Origin of the sequence: Ruminiclostridium josui JCM 17888, assembly GCF_000526495.1 — a bacterium.
Classification (GTDB): domain Bacteria; phylum Bacillota; class Clostridia; order Acetivibrionales; family DSM-1351; genus Ruminiclostridium; species Ruminiclostridium josui.
Genome location: NZ_JAGE01000001.1, coordinates 2,892,801 through 2,910,067, shown reverse-complemented (window position 1 = coordinate 2,910,067; position 17,267 = coordinate 2,892,801). Strand labels below are relative to the sequence as shown.

The following is a 17,267-nucleotide window of genomic DNA, read 5'->3' as shown; positions in this document are numbered from 1 at the left end:
TCCTATGTAATAATATTCACAGTAACAGATTCTATATTTCCCTGATTTTACCTTTCATTATTTTTTCTAATCTCATCAGCAATTTCGTCTAGTTTTCTCAATCTGTGGTTAACTCCTGATTTCCCAAGTTTTGGATGAAGCATCTCTCCAAGTTCTTTAAGGCTTGCGTCACTAAATTGCATCCTTAATTCAGCTATCTCTGCAAGGTTCTCAGGAAGCTTATCTATTCCTATAGTGGATTGAATATACTTTATATTTTCTATTTGTCTAATAGATGCATTTACAGTTTTCTCAAGATTCGCCGTTTCGCAGTTCACTATCCTGTTTACACTGTTTCTCATATCTTTTAGTATTCTTACATTTTCAAGTTCCATAAGGGCTGTATGTGCACCAATAATATTAAGGAAATCTACTATCTGCTCTCCTTCTTTTATATAAGCAACAAAGCTGCCTTTTCGTTTGATTATCTTTGTGTTTATATCATAATCATCCAGCAAATCTTTAATAATTTCGGCAGACATTATATTGTGAGTTGCTATTTCCAAATGATATGTTTTTTCGGGGTCGCTTATTGAACCTCCTGAAAGAAAAGCCGCCCTTAAAAAGCTTTTTCTACAGCATACCTTTTCAAGTGTACTTGCAGTAGGAATATATTCATCTCCAGAAAAAGCACTTATTCCAAAGTCATACAGTATTTTGTTTATCATCTGCTTCGGTACAAGGGTAAGAGAATAGGATACATGCTTTTTGAGTTTGCTGCTTCTTCTGATAGCAACCTCCGGGCAAATACCATAAATTCTCCGGAATATTGAATATATTCTTCTGGCAAAAGCAGCATTCTCAGTAACCACCTTTGTATTTCTTAATATTTTTTCATGGGAAAAGAGGTTACCTGTGAGGATAACTCCTAAAATTTCGGACTTCATGCAACATTCCTCATGTAGCTCAATCCTGCAAAGCTCATCTTTTACTATAGTCGAAAAAGACACTTAACAACACTCCCACACACTAATAATTTATTCTTTGACCAAACTGGTCAATACCTATGTCTTCAACAGCAGCTCTTAGTATCTCCGATACACTCCACGCCTGTGCAAAACATCCTCTAGGGTAGTGAGGGTTATCTCCGTCAAATATTTCGGAAATACTACCTAATCCACTGTTTTTTACATGATCTGAAAACGGATTTATAAATTCCAGGGCATTTCGGCGTGCCTGCTCTGTTCCGCCTTTTATGTTGACATATGCTTTAATAAACCTTCCCAAAAGCCATGTCCAGACTGTACCTTGATGGTATGCACCATCTCTTTCAAGCTGATTTCCACAATAAACTCCCTTATATTTACTGTTATTACTAGATAATGACCTAAGTCCATAAGGCGTATATAACTCCTTCCACACCTTATTTAGAATTTTTTCAGCCATTTCTCCCTCAATAACCGGATAGGAAAGGCCGATGGCCAGAATTTGATTTGGTCTTATATCTGCATCTTTACCTTCCGAATTAATTACATCATATAAGCACTCATCATTTTCATTCCAGAACTCCTTTTGAAATGACTTCTTAGTTTTGGAAGCTATATCAGAATAGATGTCTATATCGCCAAATTTCTCAGCAAGACTTGACATAATCATTAATGCGTTATACCATAAAGCATTAATTTCTACAGCTTTTCCATGTCGAGGTGTGACTACCCAGTCTCCTACTTTTGCATCCATCCATGTTAACTGCGTATTTTCACTACCTGCCGTTACAAGGCCGTCATCCGTCATTTTAATGTCATAGATGGTACCATTTAAAAATCCTTTGCATATGTCCTTCAGACTGTCGTATATTCTATTCTTAATAAAATTGTAGTCCTCTGTGTAAGAAAGATAACTATTAACAGCCTCAAAATACCACAAAGCAGCATCTACACTGTTATAAGCCGGTTCTTCTCCATCGTCAGGAAACATATTTGGTATAAGACTATGATTAACATACTTTGAGAATGTCAGCAATATATCTTTAGCATCCCCGTATCTTCCTGTTGCCAATGTAAGGCCGCTAAAAGCAATCATGGTATCGCGGCCCCAATCTGTAAACCATGGGTACCCAGCTATTATCGTCTTTGATTTAGTTGATTTTCTATATACAATGAAGCTGTCCGCTGCAAGTACCAGTCTTCTGCATAGCTCATTCTGAATACCGGCCCTGTCCAGAAGCTCTTTTAATCTTTCTTCTTCTAATTTTATAACCCGGGAAGCATTTATACTTTCAAGGTCATAGTTTTCAGTTGTTGCAATAAATGAAACTATCTTTGTTTCCCAGGGTTTAACTTTTATACTGAAGCAACCAGGTATAAAGTGGTCTTCAGTGTAATCCAATCCTCTTTCCCTTTCAACCTCATATAGCATGTCATAAAAAAAACAGTCATTATAGCTTTTAAATTCACCGCCATCAACCAGAAACCTGATTTCCGATTCTCCATTTCCTGATACACGGATTACATTTGCTTCATGTTTTATTCTGAATTTAAAATGACTGCTTTTACTGGTATAATGATGATCTCTGTTGTTTACAAGAGGAGTAAGCTTAAAAACTGCTTCTTTACTCCCATTTCGTATTTCATATTGTACAATTACGGTATTATCTCCCTGCTTCATTGATATTTTCTTCTTTATAAAAATATCTTTATAAGAGTATACGAATTCTGGCAGATAATTATATTCAACCCTTTGCAGATGTACATAGCCATTATTTATATATCCACTGCCTGTTTGAAAGGAGCTAAGAGATACAGTAGTTCCATCTTCAAAGCTCATGTCTTCGAGAATATTGGAGAGAAGGAGCTGCCTTTTAGTAGGAGGTACAGATGCAGAAACCAGCAATCCGTGGTATCTTCTGTTATTGGAACATATCAGGGTCAATGACGAATAGCCTCCGATGCCGTTAGTGATTAACCATTCTCTTTGACAGCCTTGCTGGTAGCTGTACCAGCAGCTTTTTCCAAAGTCCATGTTATCAGCCTCCGATTTTATTGATTCTATCTTTTGCATAATAATAGTCAAGTATTCTGTCTCCGTCATTTGCCAGAACAAGTTCTGTTACCAGTTCCATAATATTTTTGGCAATCTTGTTTGAATCATGCCTTACATAACCATTATTTATACTTTTAAAATCTCCGGTAATTATCTCAATACCCATTTTCTTTACTACGTCAAAATCAACCTTGACAAGCTCTGCTCCGTCTTTGCGGTATCTTTCCATCATTTCTTCAGGAATTGTTGATGTATTAACAATACAGTAATCAATCAAACCCCTCTGTGAGTGTTTTTCTATTGCCTTTATATGATCACTCAATTTGTAGCCTTGAGTTTCACCAGGCTGTGTCATTACATTACATACGTATACTATAACACCCCTTGTTTTACCCAATGCATCACATACTCCGTCTACCAAAAGATTGGGTATTATGCTGGTATAAAGACTTCCAGGTCCTAGTACAACAATATCCGCTTCCAAAATGGCTTCAATTGCTTCATTCAGGGGCTTAACATTTGTCTGATTGAAGAAAACCCGGTTTATTCTGGAGTTATCATTTTTACTTCTGTGACCTATATTAAACTCCCCAAGAATTGTGTTTCCATTGTCTGTTTCAGCACATAACCTTACATCTTCAAGAGTAATAGGCAAAACCGTTCCAGTTACCGCCAGAACATCACTCATTTTTTTTACAGCTTCTTCAAAGCTGTCTGAAATGCCGTCCATTGCTGCCAAAAACAGGTTTCCGAAGCTCTGTCCTTTTAACATTCCATCCTGAAATCTGTATTGAAGCAGTTTTTGCATTATGGGCTCTGTATTTGCTAATGCAAGAATACAATTTCGGATGTCACCCGGAGGCAGCATGCCCAAATCCTCCCTGAGAACTCCTGAACCTCCTCCGTCATCAGCCACCGTAACCAAAGCAGTAAGATTTGACGAATACTGTTTAAGGCCTCGTAGCATTGTAGAAAGACCTGTACCTCCTCCTATTGCCACTATTTTAGGCCCATTGACCGAAAATTTTTTTTCATGGAGAAGACTGCTTATATCCTGTCCGTTCATTAACTTACCTGCAAAATTTTTCACAAGAAGTCTGAAAGCTGCAAAAACACCTGCAAGACCCAAAAACCCCAATGTAGCCATTTCAATAATGTATGGGACTCCCTTATCGTAATTATATATGGTAAATAAGATACTGAAACATATTAAGGCTATACCTGCAGAAAGCAATACTATCCACCTTTTGATTCTGGCGCCAGGCTTCATCCAACTGAACCGACTCATTTTCCAACCCCTTTACCGTCTTTCTCTATATCCCTATGTTCAATAACCACTCTATGCATTTTTTCTTCCAATCTTCTATATATTTCATCAGCAATTGCAACCGACCTATGCCTTCCGCCTGTGCAACCTATTCCAATGTCTAATTGAGATTTTCCCTCTTTTATATAATTTGGAATCAGGAAATCCAGCATATCGTCCAGCTTTGATATAAACTCCTTTGTTTCGGAAGCATTTAGAACGAATTCCTTAACCATCTGATCCTTTCCTGTCTGCTTCTTCATAGGAGCTATATAATAAGGATTAGGTATAAACCTGACATCAAAAACAAGGTCACAGTCTGTTGGAATTCCATACTTGAATCCAAAAGATACCACATTGATTATTATCCCTTTAAAAGTCTTACCTTCTAGGAATATACTGTTTATCTCCTGTTTTAGTTGTCTGGTTACCAGAGTCGATGTATCTATTATATAGTTTGCATTTGATTTTATTGTCTGAAGTGCTTTTCTTTCCTCTCTGATTCCCTTAATAAGACGGCCTTCCGGTGCTAATGGATGCTGTCTTCTGCTTTCCTTATATCTTTTTACAAGTACATCATCATCTGCTTCAAGAAAAAGTATTTCATAGCTAAAGCCTGATTCCTTGACATCTGCCAAAGCAGGGAAAAGGTCGTGTAAAAGTTCACCGCCTCTTATATCTATAACCAGAGCAATTTTCTCCATTTTACCCTCACTCTGGGCACTGATTTCGGCAAATTTGGGAATCAGTGCTGGAGGAAGATTATCAACGCAGAAAAATCCTATATCCTCTAAATACTTGGTAACAAGGCTTTTGCCCGCACCTGACATTCCCGTTACTATTACAAATCTCATCCTAATCCCCCAAATCTTTTGTATGTGTAATCTTTATCCGTTAAAGTCTCCTATAATCCTTAGTTCAGGTTCTAACTGAACACCAAATTTTTCATTAACCGTATTCTGTATATGCTTTATCAAGGCTAAAACATCACTGCATGTAGCGCCTCCCCGATTTATAATGAAGCCGCTGTGTTTGTCTGATATCTGTGCCCCTCCAATTCCGTATCCTCTGAGTCCGCAATCATCAATAAGCTTGCCAACAAAATGTCCCTGAGGCCTTTTAAAAACACTTCCTGCACTGGGCCATTCTAAAGGCTGCTTATCCCGTCGCTTAAAATTGAACTCATCCATTTTTTCTTTTATTTTTATACTGTCACCCTTCTGAAGCTTTAACCTTGTTTTCAGAACTATCCCTTTTGATTTCTGTATAATACTGTTTCTGTAGGAAAAACAATGTTCCTCCCCGGTTATGGTCCTGATATTGCCTTCCCTATCCATGTATTCGGTCTGATGAACAACCATACACATTTCACCGATATAGGCTCCCGCATTCATAGTCACTGCCCCTCCTACAGTACCTGGGATTCCTTCTGCAAATTCAAGTCCTGTAAGGGAATTTTCAAGGGCCAGTTTAGATGCCTTGGAAACAAGTATTCCTGCTTCAACTTCAATTGAATCATTGTCAACTTTGTAAGCTGACATGTTGTCATAAATTTTAATTACGACACCCCTAATTCCCTTGTCTGACACCAGCAGATTAGTACCATTTCCCATAACCATAAAAGGCATATTGGACTTTATGCACTCTCTGACAACACATCCAAGCTGACTACTGTTTCTAGGGTAAACCATGATATCCGCAGGCCCGCCTATTTTAAAGGAGGTATGATTAGCCATAGGTTCATTAACTGACACTCCGTCCTTTCCGGTAACAGAAACTAGCTTCTGAACAAACTCTTCAATCTGTAATATAACGCATTCCTCCTTCTCCAGAATATCTATTTCTTAATACGTTTTTTCCTTTCGGACAGATAATTTTCCATCTTCTCAACAGAAGTAGTAATAACCAGTTCCTCTGGCATTTCCACTTCTTTTAAAATTTTCATGACATTATCAAACCTGCCAATACTGAAACTAATGTGAGAGTCTGTCCCGGTTGTTACCCTTACACCGTATTTTTTACACATTCGTGCTATTTCCCTGCAATTCTCTTCACTTCCCCTGCGTACAAAAAAGGAATGATTGTTTAGTTCAATAAGCTTATTGTAATCCTTAGCGGTTTTAACAACCTTCTCAATATCTATCTGAAATTGGGGATTCCCGGGATGAGCAAAAATATCTATATACGGATTTTTTAATATTTCAATGGCTGCATTGGTGTGATTTTCAATGGTAGAAGGCTCTATACAGATATCATGAAAGCTGGCCAGAACCAGCTCCAACATTTTTAAGTATCCCTCCGGCATATCAACCGTACCATTATAATCTATTATATTAGCTTCTACTCCACGAATAATCCTTACTCCATACAATATATCCGGTATGACTCGAAGATTCCCGAAATGATATAGAAATGGAGCTCCCTTCATTGCAGGACCATGGTCTGAAATATTAATCATGCTAATTCCGTTTACATAAGCCTCTTTTGCGTTTTCTTGAACTGTACTGTATGCGTGTCCGCTTGAAATTGTATGTGTATGTGTATCAACTACTATATTCAACGCTCCTACCTCCTCAGCAGGGTTTTAAAAGTATTTATATATCTTTATTTATATTTCCCAGGACTCTTTCACTAAGAGCCTTTGCAGCATTGTACCCCATTTTTTTCTGTCTGTTGTTCATGGCAGCTACCTCAACTATAATAGCCAGATTTCTGCCCGGGCTAACAGGAATATTAAGGCATGGGACTGTTAGACCCAATATATCAGTAAATTCATCTTCAAGTCCAAGTCTGTCATATATTTTCTTATCATTCCAATGTTCAAGTTTTATTACAAGGTTTATATTCTCTGTCATCTTTACAGAGCCTACACCATAAAGGTTTTTTACATCAAGAATACCTATACCTCTTATCTCTATAAAGTGACGTATGATGTCAGGAGCAGTACCTACAAGAGTCTTATCCGAAACCTTTCTAATCTCAACATTATCGTCTGCTACAAGTCTGTGCCCTCTTTTTACCAACTCCAAAGCTATTTCACTTTTTCCAACTCCGCTTTCTCCGAGTATAAGTATTCCCTCACCGTATACTTCTACAAGAACACCGTGCATACTTGTTCTTGGTGCAAGCTGAAGATTAAGGTATCTTATAACACCACTCATAAATCTGGATGTAACATCGTCTGTCCTTAAAACAGGAATGTTATATTTACGCCCTACTTCTATCATTTCAGGAAAAACCCCTAATCCTCTTGCTACAACCATACACGGAAATCCACATTTAAAAAAGTTATCCAGTCTCTTATATCGTTCTTCTTCTGTCAACTGCATCAAGTAGGCAGTTTCACCTTTACCTATTATCTGCATTCTATCAGTTCCAAAATATTCCATGTATCCGGCAAGCTGTAGTCCCGGCCTGTTCACATCGGCTGATGAGATTTCCACATTGTCGCAATCCGGGGTTCCGGTCAGTTCTTCAAGCTGAAACTCTTCCATTATCTCTTTTATGGTTACAGAAAACATCTGAAACACCTCAATTCGTTGTATATTAGGCTAACACAATGCACCTGTTTTCTTCTTTAAGATACATACTCTATTATTATAGTATAATGGAGATAAAAAGGAAATGGGCTGGATAAAAACTGTGCTCTGAGCGCTATTTCCATTGCATGAAAATCAAAAAGAATAGAAATTGGATAACTTACACAACTTTATATGCTGTGAATACATTTTCCTCCTTTTACCATAAAAGTTAAGAATCCTATATACTATTTTATAGGCTATGTATTCCCAACATTCGGATTTTTATGAATTTCTTGATGAAATATCTTTTGGAACTGTTAAATGGTATCACGGAGCACACTATCTGTTATGCAAAGGTAAAGAGAAAGCATCAGCAGAGCTGGGGCTTAGCTTCCTTGCCTATAACATAAGGAGAGCGATAAATATGGTAGGAGTTAAGAAGTTAATTGCAGCAATGTAGTAAGGTATTTCGTACCTTTTCTCTTTAAAATGCAAAAAGGACATTAATTTTGAATTTTCACTTCAAAATAGTATCCTTTTTTTGTTTATATAACGCTGAAAAGCCTGATAAAATCAGGCTTTTCAGACAAATTGTGGAGCGGGTGATGGGAATCGAACCCACGCAATCAGCTTGGAAGGCTGATGTTCTACCATTGAACTACACCCGCAAAGTGGAGCGGGTTACGAGATTTGAACTCGCGACTTTCACCTTGGCAAGGTGACACTCTACCGCTGAGTTAAACCCGCATCACTGACTGCAAGAGATATTATACCCAGCAGTAAATGATTTGTCAACCCGTTTATTTAATAAAATGTAATTTTTTCTACATAAAGAGCATTTTTATTATATAGTAAAATACAGGTATGAAAACAGCCGGAAGTAAATTCCCTACACTTATCTTCTTAATCTGCAAAAGATTAATACCTATTGCAAATATTAATACTCCGCCTATAAGGGACATTTGAGAAATTACGGCATCAGAAAGCCATGGTTTTATAACCCCCGAAAGTAGGGTTATTCCACCTTGATAAACAAATACAGGTATAGCCGAAAACGCAACACCTATGCCCAGTGTTGAAGCAAAAACCAAAGATGTAACTCCATCAAGAATAGATTTTGCAAATAATGTTGAAGGATTCCCTGAAAGACCATCTTCCAGAGCCCCAACTATAGCCATGGCACCTACACAAAAAACAAGGCTTGCAGTCACAAAGCCATCAGAAAAATATCCTCCTTTGTCAGGAATCCTTTTTTGAAACCATGTTCCCAAGTTTTCAAGTCTTTTTTCTATTTTCAAAAACTCCCCTATAAGACCGCCTATTACTAAGCTGAAAATCATAAGCATTATATACTGCCTGTCCAACTTATTGCCATCTACTATTGTGACCATTTCCTTTATTGTACCAGATATCCCAATAAAAACCACCGATAAACCTATGGCCTGCATTACAATATTTTTATACTTTTCAGGGATACCATTTCTAAGTACTGTCCCTGCCAGTCCTCCAAAAATTACGGCACCTGCATTTACAATTGTTCCAACCCCAGTCATAACCTCTCCCCTACTTCATTCGTTTTTTCGCAATTTCTAATAATTTTTGCTTTTCATTAAGCTCTGGACATTCCAATACACAATCAAATAAATAATCCAGCATTTCACGTATTTCTATTCCAGGTTTCATTCCAAGCAACACTATTAAATCATTTCCGTTAACAGCCATATCTTTTTTATTCAAGCATTGCTGTTCACTTTTTATATCTGAATAAATCTTCTCTATTTTATTCCATTTTACTATTCTCTCGGCAAGAAAATCCGGATTCTGTGCCATTTTATCGGCCTTCTGAACCTTTAACAGCAAGGGAAACAACTCATCCCCTATCTTATTTATTGCTTTTCTTATAGATCTTGGATTATCCTCTATATCCATATCATGGTATTTTATAAGCAAAACAATCTTCCTTATTGAGTCCTTGTCAAACCTCAACCGATTAAGTACTTTTTTTGCAATTTCACAGCTTACTGCCTGATGCCCGTAAAAATGATCTATTCCTTTTGCATCAGTTGTTTTTCTTGGTGGTTTACCTACATCATGCAAAAGCATTGTCCATCTGAGAATGTAATCATTCTCAATACTTTTTACTGAATACATTGTGTGGTCTGCTACATTGTAAATATGATAAGGATTTACCTGTTCAGTTTTATAGCATAGCTCAAACTCCGGCAAAATGTATGGTAAAATTCCTGTCTGGTGGAGATAATTGAAATTTAAAGGATTCTCTGATACCAAGGTTTTACTCAGTTCATCCCTTATCCTCTCGCTGCTGATATTGGCTATAAGTGCTGAATTGTTTTTTATAGCTTCAAATGTAGATTCTTCAATGGTAAACCCCAGCTGAGCTGAGAATCTTATTGCTCGCATCATGCGAAGAGCATCTTCCCTGAATCTCTGCTCCGGGTCACCAACGGCTTTTATCACTTGTTTATTTAAATCCTGTAAACCTCCGAAAAAGTCAACCAGACCGTGTTCAGGATGATATGCCAATGCATTAATAGTAAAATCCCTTCTTGCTAAGTCCTCCCTGAGGCTTGCGGTAAACTCAACATTTTCCGGGCGTCGAAAATCTTTATAATCTCCATCTATCCTATATGTTGTAACTTCCAAACTCATTTCACCTGCGAGTACAGTAACTGTACCATGCTTTATACCGGTGTCATAGGTTTTATCAAATATCTTTTTTATGTCAACAGGCAGTGCATTTGTTGTTATATCCCAATCATAAGGTGTTTTACAAAGGATACTATCTCTTACACAGCCTCCCACAAAATAAGCTTCGTATCCAGCCTCATTTAGTTTTTTTATAACATATCCCGCATTTTCGGGAAAATCAAATTTTTCACATAAAATCATACATATCCCTTTTTTACCGTGTTTATATATAACAATAGTAATTGTATCACAATATTCAATTTCTAATACATAATAAATTAATCATTGCTTTATGTAATATTATGTACAAAGGCTGTGACGGCTTCAAGAGGAATCTCAGCTATTGTCCCTATTGTTTGGTTGTAAGGACAGAGAGTGCAGAAGGAATAATTAATATTTTTACTGCCGCAAGCATTTCCTAAAGAACACTGGGGTGGTGCTGACGGCAGAATTAAAAGCTTTAGATATGAGTCCGTTTGAAGCAGTAAAACCCCCGTAAACCCATTTCCCGCTGCGCCACCGGAATTTACAAAGACTGTTACTGTCTGCCCCTCATATTCATGGTAATTTATATGCTGCTTTTGTATTAACAGACTTTTTTCAGGAACAGTAAGCTTTACATTTGCGGACTTATTCTTACTCTTCTTTTTTCGTATTAGCCTCATATATACCTCCATATAACGTAAAAAGATTTATATTTTATTATATTTTCTTTAACGCATAATGCTAACCAAATATTTCAAGATGTGTAACACAATTAATCTTCAATGAATACTATGTTATTAGCCATTTAGTTACCAAGCTAAAAAGTTTATCATTAATCTTTGGAGGGAGTTGTATACCTATGTCTCACAAGAAAGGTTTCTTTGGTGGATGTAACTGTATCGACGAAAGAATAATATGGGGTCTGATTATTATTTTCATTATTGCATGCTGCTGCGGAAATGATCATCATGACTGCTAACGAAAATGGCCTAAGAAGTACATATGCTTCTTAGGCCATTTTATGCTTTTTTATAGATCTACTTTTTTAAGCTTAATTTCTTTTTCCTTCTTTTCCTCACTTTTTGACTTAAATACTGAGAAAATTACGCTGCCTACTAATATTGTAAATATTGTAAGCAGTGAGATAAGTATAGGTATTTCAAGATCAAAGAACAAAATACCAAGTTTTACACCTGTGAATACAAGTATAAGTGCTACACCGTATTTCACATACTTGAATCTTTCCTGTAATGCACCAAGAACAAAATACAAGCTTCTGAGTCCTAATATGGCGAATATATTTGATGTATAAACTATAAATGGGTCAGTTGATATTGAAAAAATAGCAGGTATTGAGTCTATAGCAAACAGGATATCTGAAGATTCAATAAGTACAAGTATTGCCAGAAGAGGAGTTGCATATCTCTTACCGTTTTCTTTAATAAAAAATCTCTCTTCATGCATCTTGTCCGTCATTGGTAAAAACTTGCCCATAATCTTTAATACTTTATTATCCTTGTGTTCCACAGGCTTTTCATGACCAAACATCATCTTGCAGCCGCTTATTATCAATATTACTCCGAAGATATACAGAATAAAGTGAATTTTGTTAACAAGAGTTATTCCCAGTACTATAAATATCAGTCTTAAAACTATAGCTCCAAGTATTCCATAGTTTAAAACTCTTCTCTGATAGGCAGGCGGTATTCCAAAGCTTGAAAATAAGATAAGGAACAAAAACAGGTTATCAACACTGAGACTTAATTCAATTACATAGCCTCCAAGGAATTCTGATGCTTTGGCAGGACCCTCAATCAGCAAAACGCCGATATTAAATATTATGGCTAATGCCATCCAGAATCCAACCCATTTTAGTGCTTTTTTAGTAGACATTTCTTATCCCCCTAGTTAGTTTTTATTTTAATATTGCCAGTCTATATATAATTCATACAATTTATTGCAGATATATATAAACAAAAAGACCTTGAATGTATAAAAGCACTACATTCAAGGTCTTGCTTCCCATGTGGAGAATAAAGCCAGGCTCTTTAATTAAGCCGGTTGTTGACTTTATCGCTTACAAGCTACTCCCCTTTACTTTTATGATAGTTTATCAAAATATGTGTCTATAGTCAATATTTTTTCCATAAAGTTACATTAAAGAAGCCGCTTTCAGAAAACTAATTCCAAAAGCGGCTTCTTAACTAGATAGCTGCACTTTTTTATATGTTTTAACATATAAGCTTACTCTGTAAGCAATGTGCGGCAGCAAAAGCACAAAATTAAATTATTTCTATATTTGCAAAATTGCTTTTTACTAATTTATCAATAATACTTTTTATATCCTTAAAATTAAGTTTGGAGTTAATATAATTATCCTCTTTTTTCTCCAGTAAATTCCTTATCTCTTCCTTCAGCCGTTCGTAAGGATTTTCATTCTTGTGAACAAATATATCCAACCCTATAAGTTCATTATTCAGGTACATACCTTCGCTTGTCCTTCTTGCCTTCAACTTGAAGGTAGTATTTTCATACTTTATGAGTTTTACGGCAAGATTTCTGCTGCCAAGTTCATCTATACTATAGCTGGCTCCACAGGTTGTGCAGATAAACATGTTTTCTGAAAACCTGTTTTTTCTGGTGTTGCTTCCGCATACACAACATGTATGGAAAATATCAACAGAACTTACTTTCGCAGGAATCGGCAATCCTTTTTGGGGAAGCTTGTATTCCAGTACTCTTACAAGGTCATTGTACATTTTACAACCATAAACGGGTTTGTGTACAGTTCCTCCTTCACTCCAACTGAGTTTGTCCCCCTTGCCCACAAGGTTCTGAAGAATTACCATTGATTTATTTTTTAAAGCTATATCTGCTATTGCATTTGCCATCTTGCATATTATTTGTTTTCTATCCTTTGATTCTCGGCAATTTTGAAGACTTCCCTTTATAATTGAGTTTCCTTTTTCATCAACAATCGTGTAATTAATATCATTTTTTATACCCCTGCTAACACCCATAAAAGTGGTAGTTTTTACTTCCTGCTCCTCCGGAAGATTTATACTCATGCTCAGAAAGTACTCGTTATTCCTGCACAACAAGCGAGCTGTTCTAAGTATTTCAGGCTTTTCAACGGCTTGCCTAAGCATATTTTCCTGCCATTTCCCGAATGAAAGAGGAACTACAATAAAAGTTTCCCTTTTTAGACTTTTGGCAGGCTCGGGTTTTTTGGATATATATATAAGTTCTCTTTTATTTGCTGATATATTACGTACCTTTGCATTTTTTACATTCATCAGGAACAGTTTAGCAAAGTACTTGTTGTCGTCAGGATCATATAGGAGACAAAAACTTCTTTTTGTGTCATACCTGCAAAAGTATATGGGTCTCAACTTTTCATTTCCTTGAGTATTATCCTGCTTGAAATTCGGAAACACCATATCAGGGTTTGTTTGCTTCTGAGCAAAATAACTTGCCATGGTCATTCCAAAGTCAAACTTTAAGGAGTCCTTGAAAGGCTGAACATCAAACTTATTCAATTCCTTCGACCTTTTACTGTCTATCCATTTTGAAAGAGACAGTGTACTGTAAGTCCCTTTAGGGGATTTATAATTACTTTCAATTTCATCTATATTATCAAAAGCAGTTTTTAATAAATAATTAAATGCATTATTATAATTTTCAAATGCTTTTTGAATAATTTCACGTTTAAGCTTACTGGGTTTATGAAGTTTTAAATGTATTGTCCTAAGACCCAAGAAAGCTCCCCCTCCCTAGCAATACTCTATACTTATATGTTTTCCCGTTTGTGTAAGCAATGCGGCCAGTTCTTCCACCAGCTTGAATTTCATTCCCATATTGAGTGGAAATTCAGGATTCTGATGTGCAGGATTCATTGCTCTTCCAACAAAAAAATATATACTTGTACTCTCCTCAAGGAGCATTTTTGCAAGCCTTGAAGCACCATCCTTTTTATTAAGTTTCAGCATATCTCCCATACCACTTTCAGGCGATACGCAGGCTTTAAGCAAATCAAGTGTTTTTCTAAGGGTAAGTACTCCCTCTGTAGTCAGGTTAATACCTTCTATCTCTGCTGTAGGAGGAACCGCAGGATTAAAGTATTCTATTGACGTCTTAATTTCCTTTCCTAAAACTCTGGCAACAATCTGAGAAGTAGTACCTCCACAAATTACTTTTTTCCCCTCGTTTGCTATAAATCGAGATACAATCTCCTCATCTCGTGAAGAATCCACAGGCGGTCCTATCATCAGGTTCAGCTTCACAGGTTTTTTTGCTTTAAGAGTAACAACCGTAGTGTCATCGCCGGGTTCATGGGAATAAAGGTTGTCACAGGCTGCCAAAAGAAGTTTTGCAAGTGTCTTAGAAGATGCATCCTTTTTATAGGTCCTTTGTATGTAATCACTGACATTTTCCCACTGCCACCCAAGATTTAATGTCTGACCTATGCCGGCATGAATAACTCCGTCGCTTATCATTACAAACAAGTCATCAGGACTGACTTTAAACCTGGCTTCTTTTATGAGTTTATCATTAACAACCCTGCTTTCTGTCTCCAGGCTCATTATTTTACCTTTTCGCAGCCTTACTACAGAAGGATTATCAAACTCGGCCAAGTATCCTTCACCATTATTAAATATCTGTATTATGGAGAAAGTTGAATATGCAACCCCTCTCTCCTTACAAACAGGAAGAGTTTTGGCTACCGTATTAACAGCCTCTTCTATATCCAGACCATTTGACATAATTGTACCTATTATTTTTGATGTCAGAGTTGCAAGAATATTTGCCTTCACACCGCTTCCAAGTCCGTCTGCCAAAACCACTACAACGGAATCGGGGCTTCTAATAATTTCAACCTTGTCTCCGCATAATTCTTCTCTATATTTATTTATACTTTCGTAACTTACATCAATATATAGGCTCACTATAATTCACCCATCTCTGACATAATTGATTTTTTAAGCTTGGTTAAAGCCACCTTTGTTTCTGCAGTAGTTTCACCAAGCAGACTGGCGATTTCCTGAGCCACCGTCATCTGTTTTTCCATAATTTTTTGAGCAATATCTATATTCTGAGAACGACTTTCCAGAATTTTCTGCCTCTGGGCCTCCTCTTTAGTGATATCATTTATTATAACTATAACAGTATTATGCTGTTTTACGTTTATAATGGACTGCTTTACCACCATACCGTATTTTTCATAAACATATTTTTCATCATACACATTTTCAGCACCTTCCAACACCTGTTCAAAGCCATCACAGGGGAGTATCTCCAAAATACTCTTTCCATTCATGTTTCTGGCTCCCAGGTTGAACATCTGTTGGGCAGACTTGTTAAGCTCTTGTATTTTAAGGCTCTCATCCAGAGCAAAAATTGCATATGGTGTATAATTTATAATAATATTTGAAATAGACTCTGCCCTTTCTCTCATATAGGGCAGACACATATGAACCTGTGCCTTTCCGTGGAATACGGCTATAGCCTTTTCTCTGCAGGAATGATAACCACAAGCTCCGCAGTTTAGCTCTTTATCCTTACTGAATTTTCCAATACTATTTAATATACCTTGTATTACTGCCTCTGACGGTACTTCCAGTTTCTTTGACCTGTCAACGAATTTCTTCTTTAAATCAACCTTAGTCAAAGCCATTACAGAGTTTGTCAGCGCCGAATTCGTTTGAATTCCTGTCCTTTTTGCATAGTTTAAAAGTCTCTCTCTTGCAGTGAGAAATCCTCCAGGTACATGTTTCATGCATGGCCCCCCCAAGCAGCCTCCTTTGCAGCTGCTCATTTCAATGAAATAATTTTCAATATCACCTTCTACTATGGATTGGAGAACATCCATGCATCGTTCAACACCATCTACACTAATAGATCTGTAATTTTTCTTGTATTTTCTGTCAATAGTTTTTAAGATACCGCCAGGTATGGGATATATTCTCGCTGATGTATCAAAGCCTTTTATACCGTCAATAATTTCATCTGACTCATACAGGCCTTCTTCCTCAAACCACTTATCCAAATCATCAAAAGTTAGTACAGCATCAATTTGACTGTCATTTTGAAGGTCATTATATTCTTCTTTCTTTGAAATACAAGGTCCTATAAATACAACTCTTATTCTTTGTCCATATGTTTCCCTGAGCATTTTAGCATGAGCTATCATGGGAGAAACTACCGGAGCAAGCTGATCCAAGAGCTGAGGATAATATTTTTCTATTAATAATATTATTGATGAGCAGCAGCTGGTTATGATGTTTTTCATCTGCTTCTGCTTCAAAAGACTTTCATACTGCCTTGATACCTGATAAGCACCATTGGCTGTTCCTTCTATATGTGTAAATCCGAGCTTTTTCAGGGCATAATAAATCCACTTTTCATCATGGTCAAATGCAGAAATAAATGAAGGTGCAAGACTCACATAAACTTTTTCACGTTTCTGTATAAACTTTTTAACTTTTTCAACATCACTGTTAACACTTTTTGCATTCTGAGGACATGCCGTAAGGCAAATTCCACAAAGCATACACTCGTCATGTATGATTTCAGCCTGTTCGTTTTTAAATGCAATAGCGTTTACAGGGCAGCTTCGTATACATTTATAACAGTTTTTACAGTTCGCTTCTTTAAATTGAATTATGCTCATAAAGTCGCCTCCATAGCCCTGACGGCTCTTATGCAGTTAGTAGTATATTTATGTC

Annotated in this window: 15 protein-coding genes and 2 tRNA genes; 1 reads left to right on the top strand and 16 read right to left on the bottom strand. The window is 36.7% G+C overall.

The features are described from left to right. Positions 1-47: 47 nt before the first annotated feature. The 7 genes from whiA to hprK are packed head-to-tail and all read right to left on the bottom strand — an operon-like array spanning position 48 to position 7,848. Positions 48-989 carry a DNA-binding protein WhiA gene (gene whiA, locus K412_RS0113105; RefSeq protein ID WP_024833538.1) on the bottom strand — a complete coding sequence of 314 codons (942 nt, stop codon included), beginning with the start codon at positions 987-989 and terminating at the stop codon, positions 48-50. 19 nt (positions 990-1,008) lie between these two features. After that, entirely contained in the window at positions 1,009-3,000 is a 1,992-nt protein-coding gene (locus K412_RS0113100; protein WP_024833537.1) for an amylo-alpha-1,6-glucosidase, read from the bottom strand. 4 nt (positions 3,001-3,004) lie between these two features. Next, complete coding sequence (locus tag K412_RS0113095) at positions 3,005-4,309, bottom strand: gluconeogenesis factor YvcK family protein (RefSeq protein ID WP_024833536.1); 1,305 nt, start codon at positions 4,307-4,309, stop codon at positions 3,005-3,007. Continuing rightward, positions 4,306-5,181 (bottom strand): RNase adapter RapZ, encoded by an 876-nt coding sequence (gene rapZ / locus K412_RS0113090; protein ID WP_024833535.1) that lies wholly within the window; start codon positions 5,179-5,181, stop codon positions 4,306-4,308. Before rapZ ends, K412_RS0113095 begins: the two co-directional genes overlap by 4 nt. Before the next feature lie 33 nt (positions 5,182-5,214). Then, on the bottom strand, positions 5,215-6,162 hold the full coding sequence (gene murB / locus K412_RS0113085; RefSeq protein ID WP_034847529.1) for a UDP-N-acetylmuramate dehydrogenase: 948 nt from the start codon (positions 6,160-6,162) through the stop codon (positions 5,215-5,217). A 2-nt stretch (positions 6,163-6,164) separates the two neighbouring features. Then, positions 6,165-6,887 carry a phosphatase gene (locus K412_RS0113080; RefSeq protein WP_024833533.1) on the bottom strand — a complete coding sequence of 241 codons (723 nt, stop codon included), beginning with the start codon at positions 6,885-6,887 and terminating at the stop codon, positions 6,165-6,167. A gap of 34 nt (positions 6,888-6,921) precedes the next feature. After that, positions 6,922-7,848 carry an HPr(Ser) kinase/phosphatase gene (gene hprK / locus K412_RS0113075; protein WP_024833532.1) on the bottom strand — a complete coding sequence of 309 codons (927 nt, stop codon included), beginning with the start codon at positions 7,846-7,848 and terminating at the stop codon, positions 6,922-6,924. 259 nt (positions 7,849-8,107) lie between these two features. Between hprK and K412_RS0113070 the strand changes: the two genes are divergently transcribed. Beyond that, positions 8,108-8,308, top strand: a complete 201-nt coding sequence (locus K412_RS0113070) for a hypothetical protein (protein WP_024833531.1) — start codon at positions 8,108-8,110, stop codon at positions 8,306-8,308. Positions 8,309-8,442: 134 nt separating this feature from the next. On the opposite strand, the gene K412_RS0113065 is transcribed toward K412_RS0113070, so the two are convergent. From K412_RS0113065 to K412_RS0113025, 9 genes are all read right to left on the bottom strand, one after another. Then, a tRNA-Gly gene (locus K412_RS0113065) sits at positions 8,443-8,516 on the bottom strand. A gap of 4 nt (positions 8,517-8,520) precedes the next feature. Further along, positions 8,521-8,595 (bottom strand) — tRNA-Gly (locus K412_RS0113060). A gap of 77 nt (positions 8,596-8,672) precedes the next feature. Then, entirely contained in the window at positions 8,673-9,401 is a 729-nt protein-coding gene (locus tag K412_RS0113055; protein WP_024833530.1) for a DUF554 domain-containing protein, read from the bottom strand. A gap of 10 nt (positions 9,402-9,411) precedes the next feature. Next, positions 9,412-10,758, bottom strand: a complete 1,347-nt coding sequence (locus tag K412_RS0113050; RefSeq protein ID WP_024833529.1) for a CCA tRNA nucleotidyltransferase — start codon at positions 10,756-10,758, stop codon at positions 9,412-9,414. Positions 10,759-10,847: 89 nt separating this feature from the next. After that, on the bottom strand, positions 10,848-11,222 hold the full coding sequence (locus K412_RS0113045; RefSeq protein ID WP_024833528.1) for a hypothetical protein: 375 nt from the start codon (positions 11,220-11,222) through the stop codon (positions 10,848-10,850). Between the two features lie 349 nt (positions 11,223-11,571). Beyond that, positions 11,572-12,435 (bottom strand): TerC/Alx family metal homeostasis membrane protein, encoded by an 864-nt coding sequence (locus tag K412_RS0113040; protein ID WP_024833527.1) that lies wholly within the window; start codon positions 12,433-12,435, stop codon positions 11,572-11,574. A 389-nt stretch (positions 12,436-12,824) separates the two neighbouring features. Next, on the bottom strand, positions 12,825-14,300 hold the full coding sequence (locus K412_RS0113035; RefSeq protein WP_024833526.1) for a zinc ribbon domain-containing protein: 1,476 nt from the start codon (positions 14,298-14,300) through the stop codon (positions 12,825-12,827). 15 nt (positions 14,301-14,315) lie between these two features. Next, positions 14,316-15,488 carry a SpoIIE family protein phosphatase gene (locus K412_RS0113030; protein WP_024833525.1) on the bottom strand — a complete coding sequence of 391 codons (1,173 nt, stop codon included), beginning with the start codon at positions 15,486-15,488 and terminating at the stop codon, positions 14,316-14,318. After that, on the bottom strand, positions 15,488-17,212 hold the full coding sequence (locus tag K412_RS0113025; protein ID WP_024833524.1) for a [Fe-Fe] hydrogenase large subunit C-terminal domain-containing protein: 1,725 nt from the start codon (positions 17,210-17,212) through the stop codon (positions 15,488-15,490). Before K412_RS0113025 ends, K412_RS0113030 begins: the two co-directional genes overlap by 1 nt. Between the last annotated feature and the right edge of the window lie 55 nt (positions 17,213-17,267).